The organism is Sphingobium sp. CCH11-B1 (genome assembly GCF_001556865.1).
GTDB lineage: Bacteria > Pseudomonadota > Alphaproteobacteria > Sphingomonadales > Sphingomonadaceae > Sphingobium.
Genome location: NZ_LSJY01000158.1, coordinates 1 through 12919 on the forward strand (window position 1 = coordinate 1; position 12919 = coordinate 12919).

Annotated in this window: 11 protein-coding genes; 10 read left to right on the top strand and 1 reads right to left on the bottom strand. The window is 64.0% G+C overall.

The features are described from left to right. The 10 genes from AX724_RS16195 to AX724_RS16235 form a co-directional block, all read left to right on the top strand. Positions 1 to 1102, top strand: a 1102-nt coding sequence (locus AX724_RS16195) for a heavy metal translocating P-type ATPase (protein ID WP_156448115.1), incomplete at its 5' end; no start/stop codon positions are given. Next, complete coding sequence (locus AX724_RS22970) at positions 1099 to 1302, top strand: DUF2933 domain-containing protein (protein ID WP_197421607.1); 204 nt, start codon at positions 1099 to 1101, stop codon at positions 1300 to 1302. The genes AX724_RS16195 and AX724_RS22970, both read left to right, overlap by 4 nt. After that, the gene (gene cueR / locus AX724_RS16200; RefSeq protein WP_066768189.1) at positions 1299 to 1745 is read left to right on the top strand and encodes a Cu(I)-responsive transcriptional regulator; all 447 of its coding nucleotides are present in this window, start codon (positions 1299 to 1301) and stop codon (positions 1743 to 1745) included. Before AX724_RS22970 ends, cueR begins: the two co-directional genes overlap by 4 nt. Continuing rightward, entirely contained in the window at positions 1742 to 2113 is a 372-nt protein-coding gene (locus AX724_RS16205; protein ID WP_231736718.1) for a hypothetical protein, read from the top strand. The genes cueR and AX724_RS16205 overlap by 4 nt, the downstream gene beginning before the upstream one ends. Positions 2114 to 2185: 72 nt before the next feature. Further along, on the top strand, positions 2186 to 2452 hold the full coding sequence (locus AX724_RS16210; RefSeq protein ID WP_066768191.1) for a hypothetical protein: 267 nt from the start codon (positions 2186 to 2188) through the stop codon (positions 2450 to 2452). 139 nt (positions 2453 to 2591) lie between these two features. Next, positions 2592 to 3821, top strand: a complete 1230-nt coding sequence (locus tag AX724_RS16215) for a TolC family protein (RefSeq protein WP_066768193.1) — start codon at positions 2592 to 2594, stop codon at positions 3819 to 3821. Beyond that, a complete protein-coding gene (locus AX724_RS16220) occupies positions 3818 to 5053 on the top strand; it encodes an efflux RND transporter periplasmic adaptor subunit (RefSeq protein WP_066768194.1) in 1236 nt (411 codons plus the stop codon). Before AX724_RS16215 ends, AX724_RS16220 begins: the two co-directional genes overlap by 4 nt. Beyond that, entirely contained in the window at positions 5050 to 8184 is a 3135-nt protein-coding gene (locus AX724_RS16225) for an efflux RND transporter permease subunit (RefSeq protein WP_066768195.1), read from the top strand. The genes AX724_RS16220 and AX724_RS16225 overlap by 4 nt, the downstream gene beginning before the upstream one ends. Further along, positions 8181 to 8555, top strand: coding sequence for a copper-binding protein (locus AX724_RS16230; protein ID WP_066768196.1), 375 nt, complete (start codon positions 8181 to 8183; stop codon positions 8553 to 8555). Before AX724_RS16225 ends, AX724_RS16230 begins: the two co-directional genes overlap by 4 nt. A 200-nt stretch (positions 8556 to 8755) precedes the next feature. Continuing rightward, positions 8756 to 9172: a hypothetical protein gene (locus AX724_RS16235; protein WP_156448116.1), complete on the top strand. Its 417-nt coding sequence runs from the start codon at positions 8756 to 8758 to the stop codon at positions 9170 to 9172. A 6-nt stretch (positions 9173 to 9178) separates the two neighbouring features. Here AX724_RS16235 and AX724_RS16240 read toward each other — a convergent pair whose 3' ends face one another. Continuing rightward, positions 9179 to 12919, bottom strand: coding sequence for a conjugal transfer protein TraG N-terminal domain-containing protein (locus AX724_RS16240; RefSeq protein ID WP_066768199.1), 3741 nt, complete (start codon positions 12917 to 12919; stop codon positions 9179 to 9181).

A 12919-nucleotide genomic window follows, 5' to 3' on the forward strand; every position in this document is an offset into this window, starting at 1 on the left:
GATCGCGGCGGTCGCGGTGCTGATCATCGCCTGCCCCTGTGCGCTGGGCCTCGCCACGCCAATGTCGATCATGGTCGGGGTCGGGCGCGGCGCGCAAGCCGGTATCCTCATCAAGAACGCCGAAAGCCTGGAGCGTATGGAAAAAGTCGACACACTCGTCGTCGACAAGACCGGGACACTCACCGAAGGCAAACCCGCCGTGGTAGCTGTGGAGACCGCCGAAGGGTTCGACGTGAACGAGGTCCTGCGCCTCGCCGCCAGCCTTGAACGCAGCAGCGAACACCCCCTAGCCGTGGCTGTGGTCAAGGCTGCCGAGACAAGGGGCCTCACGATCAGCGAACCCGGCGAAGTCGACCAGCCGGTTGGCAAGGGGATCACCGGGCTGGTGGACGGACACAGGCTTGTCGCGGGCAACGCCCGCTTCCTCGACGAACAGGGCATCGAGGTCGCGGCATTGGCGGAGCGGGCGGATCGGCTGCGCGCAGAGGGCGCGACCGCGATATTCCTCGGTGTCGATGGCAGGGTGGCCGGCGCCATCGGCATCGCCGATCCGGTGAAGGCGACCACGCCCGCCGCGCTCATGACGCTTGGAGAAGCGGGCATCCACGTCATCATGCTGACCGGCGACAATCGCGTCACGGCGGAAGCTATCGCACGGCGGTTGGGCATTACCGACATCGAGGCCGACGTTCTGCCCGACCAGAAGAGCGAGATCGTCAAGCACCTGAGGCAACAGGGCCGTATCGTCGCCATGGCCGGCGACGGCGTGAACGATGCCCCCGCGCTCGCCGCCGCCGATGTCGGCATCGCCATGGGTTCGGGCACCGATGTCGCGATCGAGAGTGCGGGCGTCACGCTGCTCAAGGGCGATCTGACCGGTATCGCCCGCGCCCGCAACCTGAGCCACGCGACCATGGCCAACATCCGGCAGAACTTGTTTTTCGCCTTTGCCTATAATGTCGCTGGCATCCCGCTCGCGGCGGGTGCGCTCTACCCTCTGTTCGGGCTCATGCTTTCGCCCATTTTCGCGGCGGCGGCGATGGCGCTGTCCTCGGTCAGCGTAATCGGCAATGCCCTGCGCCTGAGGAGGATCGAGCTGTGAATCTGACCAACAAGCGGGCCTGGTTACTGGCGGCAGTCTCGGCCGCTCTCATCGCAGCCTATCTGTTCTACCCGGAACACAGGCAACACCTGTTCGGCCTGCTCCCCTACGCTTTCCTGTTCGCCTGTCCGTTGCTGCACTTCTTCCATGGCGGGCATCATCATGGCCATCACGCACCCCCCGGCGAGCAACGTCCATGAACAGCGGGCAGCTCTCGAAAGTGACGGGCGTGTCGCAGCGGATGATCCGCCACTACGAGGCTATTGGCCTGATGCCGCCGCCAAACCGGCGCGACAACGGCTATCGGGATTATTCCCCGCGTTCGGTCGAGCGCCTGCGCTTTATTGCCAATGCCCGCGATCTCGGATTTTCGGTAAATGAAATAGCAGCGCTACTAGGCCTGTGGGATGACCGCGAAAGAGCTAGCGGCGAAGTCAAGGCGATCGCGCTCGGGCACGCCGAGGATCTCGCGCGCAAGGCGGAGGCGCTAGAAGCGATGCGGCTCACACTGCTGGAACTGGCCGAAGGGTGTAACGGGGATTCAAGGCCGGATTGCCCGATCCTTGCGGGCCTTGCCGAAACGCGGCAACGTCCCGCGCGGGAATTGACAAGGGCCAGGCACAAGCCGAAAGAAATATTGTGAAACGTCGCTTTTCCCTGTTGATGCTTCTGGGTGCACTGCTTGGCCTCTTGGGACAGGAAGTAGCGTTTGCGCACGTCATGCCAGTCGATGGGGCTGTGCAATTGGTTGCTGCCGCGCAGATGAGCCCGGAATGCGCGGAAATGATGGGTCTCGCGAAACAGAAACCGCAGTCCGGAAAGCCTTGCGAGGGCATGACGCCCGACTGTATCGCCAAGATGGGCTGCGCGGTTCCACTCGCGCTTTTACCGCCCATCGCATCCGATGCTGCACGGGAATACCGTGCCGAGATCCCGCGACTCACCCTTGCAGCGCCTCTGATCGGCCGCAATGTCGGCCCGGAACCCGAGCCACCCGCACGCCTTGGCTGAACTCTAGCGGCGCGCCCGCGAACCTTCGTGTTCGCAGCGTGCCTCCACACCAGTTCAACCAAGGAATTTCACATGAAGACGATTATCGCGCTCGCCGCATTTGCGGCAGCCCTCGCTACCGCATCCGTTGCCTCCGCCCATGATAACGCGGGCGGCCATTGGGAATGGAAGTCCCAGCCTTCGTTCGGACCGAAGTCGACTGGGCCCTCGCGCATCCGCGTCTGGGTCAAGGACAGAGAGACGAGCATGGCCAATTGCGATTGCGCCATGATGAAGGCGGATGCTGCCGGCTGCATGATGGACATGCGCGGCAAGACCGCAAAGCCATCGGCCGGCTAAGGCGATTGCCTGGCCGATACCGATAAACAGAAGCGAGCCAGGCGCGTGGCGCCGGCGGAGTTTGCCCCTCTTCGCCGGCGCCCCGTTTGTCCGGGCTTCCTCGCGCATCGGTCTTGGCTCTGCCGATCAGGAGATCCCCATGCGAATAATTGTTCTGGCGCCGCTTCTCGCGGTGATCCCGGGCGCTGCGTTGGCCGAACCGCTGACCTTCGATGTCGCGCTCCAGCGAGCCGCCCGCGAGGCACCGTCGCTGCAAGCAAGCGCGACCGGGGTCGAGGCCACGCGTTCGGCCGCGATTGCCGCCGGCCGCCTGCCCGATCCCACGCTTGATCTCGGTGTTCAGGGATTTCCGGTTTCCGGCCCCAACGCCGGGAGCTTCAACCGCGACGATTTCACCATGACGACCGTCGGTCTCAGCCAGCAGTTTCCCAATCCTGCCAAGCGCCGCGCCCAGCGGTCCCGCGCGCAGGCGGAGATCGGCATTGCCGAGGCAGGGGTTGCGGTCGAGACACAGAATGTCCGTCTCGAGACCGCGCTCGCTTGGGTCGATCTCTTCTATGCCAGACGCCGGCTCGCACAGTTACAGCTACTCGACGCAAGCCTTGGCGACCTGCAGGAAACGGTTTCCGCGAGGCTGGCGTCGGGCTCGGCGCGGCCCAGTGCTGCGCTCGAACCCGATCAGCTGCGCGCGGCAGTGGGCGATCGTCGCAGCGAACTTTCCGCCGAAGTCACGAAGGCGCAGGCAAGACTGGCGCGTTTTACCGGGGATCTCCAAGCCGACGCCTTGGGCGATCCGCCCGTGCTTGAAGTGGATCGTGCCGGGCTGGCGGCGGGGCTGGCATCGCTGCCGCGTTTGCAGGCCCTCGATGCCGAGACGAAGGCGGCTGAGGCGGACACCGAACTTGCACGCGCCGACAAGCATCCCGACTGGCGGGTCAGCACGTCCTATGGTCGCCGGGACCCCGCGTTTGGCGATCTGGTGTCGGTCGGTGTCAGCATCGATCTGCCGCTCTTTGCCAAACGCCGCCAGGATCCGAAAATCGCCGCGCGAGCGAGCGAAGCTGAACGGGCGCGGCTGATGCGCACCGCCGGGGAACGCGAACTCTCGGCCGCGCTCGATGGCGATCTTGCCGACCATGACATGCATCATCAGCGGCTTATGAACGCACGCAATACGCTGGTGCCGCTCGCCAAGCGCCGAGCCGAGCTGGACATGGCGAGCTATGCTGCCGGCAAGCTCGACCTCGGTAGCGCGCTGCTCTCGACGCTCGCGCTCGCCGAAGCCGAGGTCGATGCGCTGGCGCGCGAGTCGGATGTCATGCGCGACGCGATTCGGATCAATTTTACTTACGGGGAGATGCGGCCATGAGCATGGACGCGAAGAACGCGGCGCGCTGGGGCGCCGGAGTATTGGCTGTCGCATTGGTTGCAGGTGGCAGCGGCTATTGGCTCGGCCAGCGTGGTGGACCTGCCGACGAAGCCGGATCGGCTCAAGCAGAGCGCAGGGTCCTTTACTGGTACGACCCGATGGTGCCGCAGGAGCGTTACGACAATCCCAATTCGCTTTCGTCGATGGGAATGAAGACCATCCCCAAATATGCCGATGGAGCGCCTGCCGCGAACGCTGTGCCGGGGGTCAGCATCGATCCCGCCGCGCGGCAGAATCTGGGGCTGCGCATCGCCGCAGCGGAGATGGGAAGCTTGCCTTCCTCGCTCGCTGTCACCGGCACGATCGACTTCAACCAGCGCAACGTGGCAATCGTTCAGGCGCGCTCGGGAGGGTTCGTAACACGTGTCTATGATCGCGCGCCGGGCGATGTGATCGGCGCAGGCGCGCCGATTGCCGACGTGCAACTGCCCGAATGGGGCGGCGCGCAAGGTGAATTCCTCGCGGTCAGACGGCTCGGCAAGCCCGAACTGACAGCAGCGGCGCGTCAGCGGTTGCGGCTAATGGGTATGTCGGAAAGGCTGATCGCTGAGGTCGAACGGACGGGCCGGACCAACGGCGCGGTGACGATCACCTCACCGATCGCAGGCGCGATCCAGACGCTCGACGCCCGCGCGGGCGTAACACTGGCGCAGGGCCAGACGCTTGCGCAGGTGACGGGTATCGGTACGGTCTGGCTCAACGCCGCCGTGCCCGAGGCGCAGGCTGGTACCGTTCGCATCGGGCAGAGCACCAATGCGACGCTAGCGGCCTTTCCTGGCGAGCCTTTCACGGGCAGAGTTATTGCGATCCTGCCAACGACACGGGCGGAAAGCCGCACGCTGACCGTGCGGATTGAACTTACCAATCGTGGCGGACGCCTCAGGCCCGGTATGTTCGCCAGCGTCGCACTGGGCGGCGATCAAAAGCAGGCGCTGCTGGTGCCGAGCGAAGCGGTGATCCGCACCGGTGCGCGAACCCTCGTCATGCTCGCGCTTGAAGGAGGCCGCTACCGCCCGGCCGAGATCCGCACTGGCCGCGAGGGTGGCGGCAGGACCGAAATTCTCGACGGGCTGGCCGCGGGCGAGAAGATCGTGGCGTCGGGCCAGTTTCTGCTCGATTCCGAAGCTAGCCTCACCGGAATGACCGCTCGCCCAATCGGAGGCGGTAAGTGATCGCCGCGATCATCCGCGCTTCGGTCAGGGGGCGCAATCTCGTCCTCGCCGCCGCGCTGGTGCTCACCGCGATCGGTGTGGCGGCGGTGCGCACTACGCCGGTCGATGCGCTGCCCGATCTCTCGGACGTTCAGGTCATCATCCGCACGACCTGGCCGGGACAGGCGCCGCAGATCGTCGAGAACCAGGTCACCTATCCGATCACCTCGACCATGCTCTCGGTGCCGGGCGCGCGGGTGGTGCGCGGCTATTCTTTCGCCGGCGACAGCTTCGTCTATGTCCTGTTCGACGACGGCACCGATCTCTACTGGGCGCGCAGCCGGGTGCTCGAATACCTCAGCCAGGTACAGAGCCGTTTGCCCGAAGGAGCCAAGGCATCGCTCGGCCCCGATGCAACTGGCGTTGGCTGGATCTACGAATATGCGCTGGTGGACAAAACGGGAGGGCACGATCTCGCCCAATTGCGCTCGATCCAGGACTGGTTCCTGCGCTTCGAGCTCAAGACCGTTCCAGGTGTCGCCGAGGTCGCCAGCATCGGCGGCATGGTCAAGCAGTATCAGGTGGTCGTCGATCCGCAGAAGCTCGCGGCCTATGGCGTCACTGCCAGTGAAGTCGGCGAAGCCCTGAAGCGCGCCAATCAGGAGGTCGGTGGTGCGAGCGTCGAGATGGCCGGCGCCGATTATACTGTGCGCGCCAACGGCTATCTCAAGACCCTCGACGACTTCCGCGCCGTGCCGCTGCGTACCGCGGCGGGCGGCATTCCCGTGACGCTGGGCGACGTCGCGACGGTGCAGGTCGGCCCGGAGATGCGCCGCGGCATCGCCGAACTCAATGGCGAGGGCGAAGTCGCGGGCGGCGTCATCGTCATGCGTCAGGGTCAGAACGCGCGGGCGGTGATCGACGGCGTCAGAGCTAAGCTCGAGGAACTCAAGAAGAGCCTGCCACCGGGTGTCGAGATCGTCACCACCTATGACCGCTCTGGCCTGATCGACCGCGCGATCGAGAACCTCACCGGCAAGCTGTTCGAGGAATTCATCATCGTTGCCCTGGTCTGCGCGCTGTTCCTATGGCACGCGCGCTCGGCGTTGGTGGCGATCCTGACACTGCCGCTGGGAATTTTGATCGCCTTCATTGTCATGCGCCTGCAGGGGCTCAACGCGAACATCCTGTCATTGGGTGGCATCGCCATTGCCATCGGCGCGATGGTCGATGCGGCGGTTGTGATGATCGAGAATGCCCACAAGCATCTCGAACGCTGGCATCAGGCCAACCCCGCCAGCGAGCCGGACAAGTCGACGCGCTGGTTGATCGTCACCCTCGCCGCCGAGGAAGTCGGCCCGGCGCTATTCCTCAGTCTGCTGATCATCACCTTCTCGTTCCTGCCAATCTTCACGCTGCAGGGGCAGGAAGGTCGCCTATTCGCGCCCCTCGCCTTCACCAAGACTTATGCGATGGCCGCGGCAGCATTCCTCTCGATCACGCTGATTCCAGTGCTGATGGGGCTGTTGATCCGGGGACGCATCCCGAGCGAGGAAGCGAATCCGATCAACCGCTGGTTGGCGCGTATCTATCGTCCGGCGATCGACTGGGTGCTGAAGCGCCCGAAGCAGACACTGCTGATCGCCGTGCTGATCTTCGCCACCACTCTTTGGCCGATGACCAGGATCGGTGGCGAGTTCCTGCCACAGATGAACGAGGGCGACCTGCTCTACATGCCCTCGGCGCTGCCAGGCCTTTCGCCGGCGGAAGCCGGCCGGCTGCTCCAGCAGACCGACCGAATGATCAAGACCGTGCCCGAGGTCGAAAGTGTATTCGGCAAGGCCGGCCGCGCCGATAGCGCGACCGATCCGGCGCCGCTCGAGATGTTCGAGACGACGATCCGGTTCAAACCCCGCGAACAGTGGCGCCCCGGCATGACGCCCGAAAAGCTGGTCGATGAGCTGGACGCGCGGGTCAAGGTGCCCGGCCTCGCCAATTTCTGGATCCCGCCGATCCGCAACCGTATCGACATGCTCGCAACCGGCATCAAGAGCCCGGTCGGTATCAAGGTAGCCGGCTCCAACCTCTCTGAGATCGACCGCACCGCAAAGCAGATCGAGCAGGTGGTGAAAGCTGTGCCCGGTGTTGCCTCGGCGCTGGCCGAGCGGTTGACTGGCGGACGTTACATCGATGTCGATGTCAACCGCGCCACGGCAGGCCGCTACGGCCTCAATGTAGCGGACGTCCAAGCGGTGGTCTCGGGCGCGATCGGCGGCGAGAGCATCGGCCAGACCGTCGAAGGCCTAGCGCGCTACCCGATCCAAGTCCGTTACCCCCGCGAAATCCGCGATAGCCCGGACAAACTTGCAGCGCTGCCGGTGCTAACGCCCGCGGGTCAGCAGATCACGCTCGGAACCGTAGCCTCGATCCGGGTAAGCGACGGTCCGCCGATGCTGCGAAGCGAAAACGGCAGACCGGTCACCTGGATCTATGTCGATGGGCGCGACCGCGATATGCAGACGCTGGTCAGCGACATCCAGCAGGCTATCGTGCGCGATGTCAAACTCCCGCCGGGCGTCAGCGTTTCGTACACCGGTCAGTACGAGTTTTTCGTCCGCGCCAAGGAGCGGATGAAGCTCGTTATCCCGGTGACGCTCGCGATCATCTTCGTACTGCTGTACTTGACCTTCCGCCGCTGGGACGAAGCGCTGTTGATCATGGGCACCTTGCCTTTCGCGCTGACCGGCGGACTGTGGCTGCTCTACTTGCTCGGCTACAATCAGTCGGTGGCGAGTGCGGTTGGGTTCATCGCGCTTGCCGGCGTCGCTGCCGAGTTCGGCGTGGTGATGCTGATCTATCTGAAGCAGGCTCTGGAAGCACGGGAGGATTGCGATGTTGCCGCCGCTGTGCGCGAGGGCGCGCTACTGCGCGTGCGGCCCAAGGCGATGACCGTCGCGGTGATTCTCGCTGGCCTGTTCCCGGTCCTGGTGGGTGGCGGCACCGGGTCGGAAGTCATGAGCCGGATTGCCGCGCCGATGGTCGGCGGAATGCTCACCGCACCGCTCTTGTCGATGCTAATCATTCCCGCCGCCTATCTGCTGATGCGCCGCAAATCCCAACGCCAAGTTCAACCCGAAGGAGAAGTGAAGTGAAGAAATCCCTGATTATCGTGTCCAGCCTCGTGCTGGTGGCCTCGCTCGCCGCCTGCAAGAAGGAAGCCGAAGCACCGAAACCCGCTGAGATTGTTGCCACCAATACTGGCAGCATGTCCGAGATGCCGATGGCGACGGAAATGAAGCACGGCAGGGGTGTCGGGACTGTGACCCAGATCGATGCGGCCAAGGGCGTGGTGACGCTCGATCACGGTGCAATCGCCGAGCTTCAATGGCCCGCCATGAAGATGGGTTTCGCCATCAAGCCGGACCTGCTCACGGGAATCAACGTTGGCGACAAGGTCGCGTTCGAGATCGACTGGGACGGCAAGGCCGGGACGGTGACGAAGATCACGAAAGCAGCGAAATAGAGACCATGCGTTGGACGCTGTGGGGGAGGTCAGTGTCCGACTTCCCGCACTAATGGAGAAGGAGGGCAGGGGATCAAAGGCGATGAGATGAAAACAGATGGAGGTTGGACATGGACCATCAAATCCCAGCCCAAATGTCGAATCGCCGATTCCCCGGGCCCCTTGGATATGCTACTTTCGCGATCGGAAAGGAGCTGATCGTGGAACCCACAGTCGACCCAGTAGATGCCATGTCTGAAGCGGCTGCGCATGCGAATGAACGTCCGCGCGCATCCGATTGGTTGTGGCGCCCGATGTTCGCGAAGCTCTGGTGGATCGCGATCCCGGTCTACTGGATGGGCATGGCGGCATCGCTCAAAATTCCGGTGCTCGCAGAATTCTACACCAGTGCCTTGGCTGGTTTCCTCAACGTCGCATTCTTTCCGCCGCTGGCATTGATGGTGCTCGGCCTCGGCTTTGCGCGCGCATGGTTCGAGTGGAGCGACTGGGAGTTCGTCGAGCCGACGCACGAGCAAATGTTTCCGAAGCGCTCGGTAGGCGGCATGCGCGATCCTGCCTCCGATCCGCTCGATCCCCGTTCAGGCTTGCATTGGCAGCATTTTCATCGGCACCGCTAACGGCGATCACTTGTCGCGGCGTTCCTTGAAGCTCGGATCACCATCCTGAGGGCCATGTTCGAGGTCGGTTGAAAAAGTCCCGCTCCGCAGGACGGACGACTGTTCGATCGAGGTGAGTGGCCCAGTGACGTCGGCGGTCCCGCGGCCCGAATCTGCCTGCTCGAGGTAGCGGTTGCGCAGTCCATTCGGACCAAGCACCTGCTTGCTCAGCTCTTGCGAAAAGGCGCTCGCCGGAGTGTCCGACCGAGCGGCCGCGCGCTCGGCTGCAGCAATAGCCCCACGCACGTCATAGTTCACGATATCAACGCTGGCACTGGCAGATTCCGTGGTGATCCCACGGTCTGTGCTCTGGAAGCCGAGGTTTCCGGAAGCGCCACCAGCAACAGAGCTACCTGAAGGCTTGTGGCTATCGTTTCCGGTCTTGGCGGAACCGGTGCGACTGGCGGATGCGGATACCGAAAGACCTACATCAGTTCCCATCGACGTTTGATCCTGGGCCGATCTTTCGATATTCCGCGTCCATCCGGTCTGCGCCATTATCGCCTGGACATCGCGTTGCAGCGTGTCGGCCACCTGTGGCTTGAGCCGCCATTGGCCCTGCCGATCCATCTCGAACCCACCCTGGAGCCAGTTGGCCATGGCGGCCTGACCTTCCGCGCCGCCGCCCAGGAAGTGCTCGACCGTGTCAGGCCCAGCCTGTTTACCAGCCTCGAACCGCGTACTGGTATCGTTTCGCGCAGAACGCTGCGAACTGGTGCTGCTCGATACCAGCATATCATTGTGTGCGAAGCTTAGCCGCGCAGAGCCGCCATTGGCGACAGCGCCGAGCTGGCTTTCGTTGATGAGGCCCCCACGCCACATCTGCGCGGCGGTTTCGGGGGTAAGGTTGAGGTTAAAGTCGCCGTTCTGGTCCATCGCAATCTGACGCTTGCTGAGATTGATGCCATGGTCGCCGAGCAGCTTTTGCATGCGCGTCAGGCGTTCATTCTCGACGATCCGCGTCAGGCGCTCATTGCGGGCGCGGTCGGCGATCCCGCCGGCACCGCCCTCGGCCATATCGACCTGGTTGCCGGTGGTGCGGCTGAGCGCCTGGATGAAGCTGTCGAGCCGCGCGGCCTCGCGGGTCGAGACCCCAGCCGCGGCTGCACCCTCGGCAAAACCGAAGTTCTCACTCTGGCGGCGTTGCTCGCCGATGCGGGCTGCACTGCGCGTGCCGCTCGTGCCCACTTCGCGCTGGGCATCGAGCTTGCCCGAGCGTTCGGCGAAGTCATAGCCTGCAGCCTCGCGCGTCCGTCCATAGACACTGGTGCCTTCGCGCCCGGCTTCGGCGGTTGCGCCATCGGCGGTGCCGAGCTGGGTTGCCGCGTTGTAGGTTTCGAGGGCGTGCATGACCTGTGCCTCATTACGGCCGGTTGCACGGGAGAGCTGGCTGATGGCGGAAGATCGCGCCTCACCCGACAGTGCGTTGATGAAGGAGACCCGGCGACTGGTTTCGTCGAGTGATAGCCCAAGCATTCCGGCCGCGTTGCGCTGCCCCTGATTGCTGCCGGTGCGCCAGGCCTGCTCGGTCGCGACATTGCGGCGTTCGGTCTCGGCAACACGGTCGCCCGAATATTCGCGGCGACCCTCCATCGCGCCGACCTGAACCTGCGCGCCGGTCAGATCATTGCGCAGCATTGCCTCCTGATCGTAGCTGTTGGCGATGAGCTTGGCGAACGTCGGGTCGGCGCCCGCTTCGCCGATTACGCCCGAAGCTTTCAGCTCGGCATCCTTGGGAGAATAACCACTCCGCTCAAAATGTCGTGCCGCGCCCTGGAGCATCATCGAGTATGCGCGCTCATCCCCGAACGCCTTCCACTGCACCATGTTCTGCGCAAACGATGCGAAGGCCTTCTCTCCAGCTTGGCCTCCGCCAAAATAGCTGGTGCCAAGGCTGCGCAGTGCATCCTTCTCGGCAAAATTATGGATCGCCGAAGTCGTCGCATTAGCCCGCACCGCCCTTGCCGTCGCAGGATCATTGAGATTGCGGCCTGTGAGGGCAGGGGACAGTCCGCCGAGTTCGCGTTGCGCATCGAGGCCGCCCATGCCGAAGGCGGGGGTGCCGGGCACCCCGCCGCCATGCTCGCCCAGAACACCCGATGCCCCACCAAAGGTGCGATTGGCGCCGAATGATGACCTCTCGCCAAAATCTCCGAAGTTCGAGGTCGCGCCCCGCCGTGCCATTGTGCCCGCAGCCGAAGCCTGGGTTTCGAGCGCCGAGGCATAGCCTTCGCGTGTGGTGAGCGGCGCGGCGGCGGCGCTACCCAGACCTTGCGCCTGCAGCGCGCCGCCGGTGAAGCTCGAGAACACATTGCCCGAGAAGCGGAACACGGTGAAGACGAATGCGCCGGCAAGGCCGGCCGCCGCCGTGCGGAAGCTGCCGAAAATGGCGAGCGCCTTCATCGCCGAGGAAGGTGCGAGCATCCAGGCATTGGCGGCAACCGCGTTCGAGCGCATCTCAGCAAGGACTTCCATCGCGCGGCCCAATGTCAGCTGATAGATGCCCGCATCGATCACGCCCCACATCGCCACGAAGACGAAGAGGCCGAGCGCAAAACTGGCTACGCGCAGATTGATCGGGGTGAGAATGAACAGCAGCGCGATCGGTATCATGAACAGCATGATACCGAACACGGTCGCACGGATTGTCGGCATCCATTCATTGGCGACCGACATGGTCGCAAGCCCGTTCGAGACGATGGCGCGGTTGGCCATGACCCGCGCAGCCGTGGCGGGGCTGTCCTCGAACAGGACGTCGCCCACCGTATTGCCGAGCAAAATATCGGTCATGAACGCCTGCAGCGACAATGGCGTTCCCATCATCATCTGCCCCATGTCGCCAAGCCGCGATCGGCAGCGCGCGAGCTGGGACGCGTTGGCGACATCGTAGCCGGTGCGCTGGCAGACCTGGGTCGCGTAAGCGTCGAACAGTGTAGGATCGGAGAGCCGTGACTGGATGTGATCCCAGGCCTCGGTGCAGCTCACCGTCGTGCCGCCTTTGTCGGCGGCGGTATAGACGGTACTGAAGGTCGCGGGGCCCGCCATCGCGGCGAATGACGCGGGCAGGTCGGTCGCGGTGCGGAACAGCTGGTCGTCATCGACGCCGTAAGCAGGCGATACGCGCGCGACCGGATAGCATTGCCGGACATAGTCCTTGATCGTGGTGTCGAGGAAGCTGTCGGTCATTGGTCCGCGCGGAGAGACAGCATTGAGGAACAGATCGAAGCTGTGGCCGCCTGCGCCAAATTCCAGCTTGGCATTGGGATCGAGCGTGTTGTCGTCGATGACTTCGGCGAGCGAGCGTTCCATCAAGTTCGTGATGCCGGCGACAAGCACCAGCAGGTTCGGCACGTCACCGACCGGCTGATAGGCGTTACGTACGCGGTCATAGACGTGGACCGTTCCGGTCGTGGCGACAAGCCCGACGAACAGGCCAACGCCGACCAGGATCTGCAAACCGAACGCGACCAGCCCCATGCCCTGTCCGCGCACGCTGGCGATCACCGAGCCGAGCGCAATGCCGACCACCGCGATGATCATCACCAGCGTCTCGTAGCGCGGATCGGCGAAGATCATCGAGACGAGGCGAAAGGCATCGACCGTCTCGGCGAAACCGTCATAGGTATAGAAGCTGGTATCGACCGCCAGCGCCGGCGAGGCGGCGAGGCCGAACAACAGGGCGGCGAAGGCGCGAAGTGCGAGACGCAT

Coding starts and splice junctions, on each gene's coding strand:
- cueR (WP_066768189.1), top strand. CDS start 1,299: ATGAACAGCGGGCAGCTCTCGAAAGTGACGGGCGTGTCGCAGCGGATG.
- AX724_RS16215 (WP_066768193.1), top strand. CDS start 2,592: ATGCGAATAATTGTTCTGGCGCCGCTTCTCGCGGTGATCCCGGGCGCT.
- AX724_RS16220 (WP_066768194.1), top strand. CDS start 3,818: ATGAGCATGGACGCGAAGAACGCGGCGCGCTGGGGCGCCGGAGTATTG.
- AX724_RS16210 (WP_066768191.1), top strand. CDS start 2,186: ATGAAGACGATTATCGCGCTCGCCGCATTTGCGGCAGCCCTCGCTACC.
- AX724_RS16240 (WP_066768199.1), bottom strand. CDS start 12,919: ATGCGTCTCGCACTTCGCGCCTTCGCCGCCCTGTTGTTCGGCCTCGCC.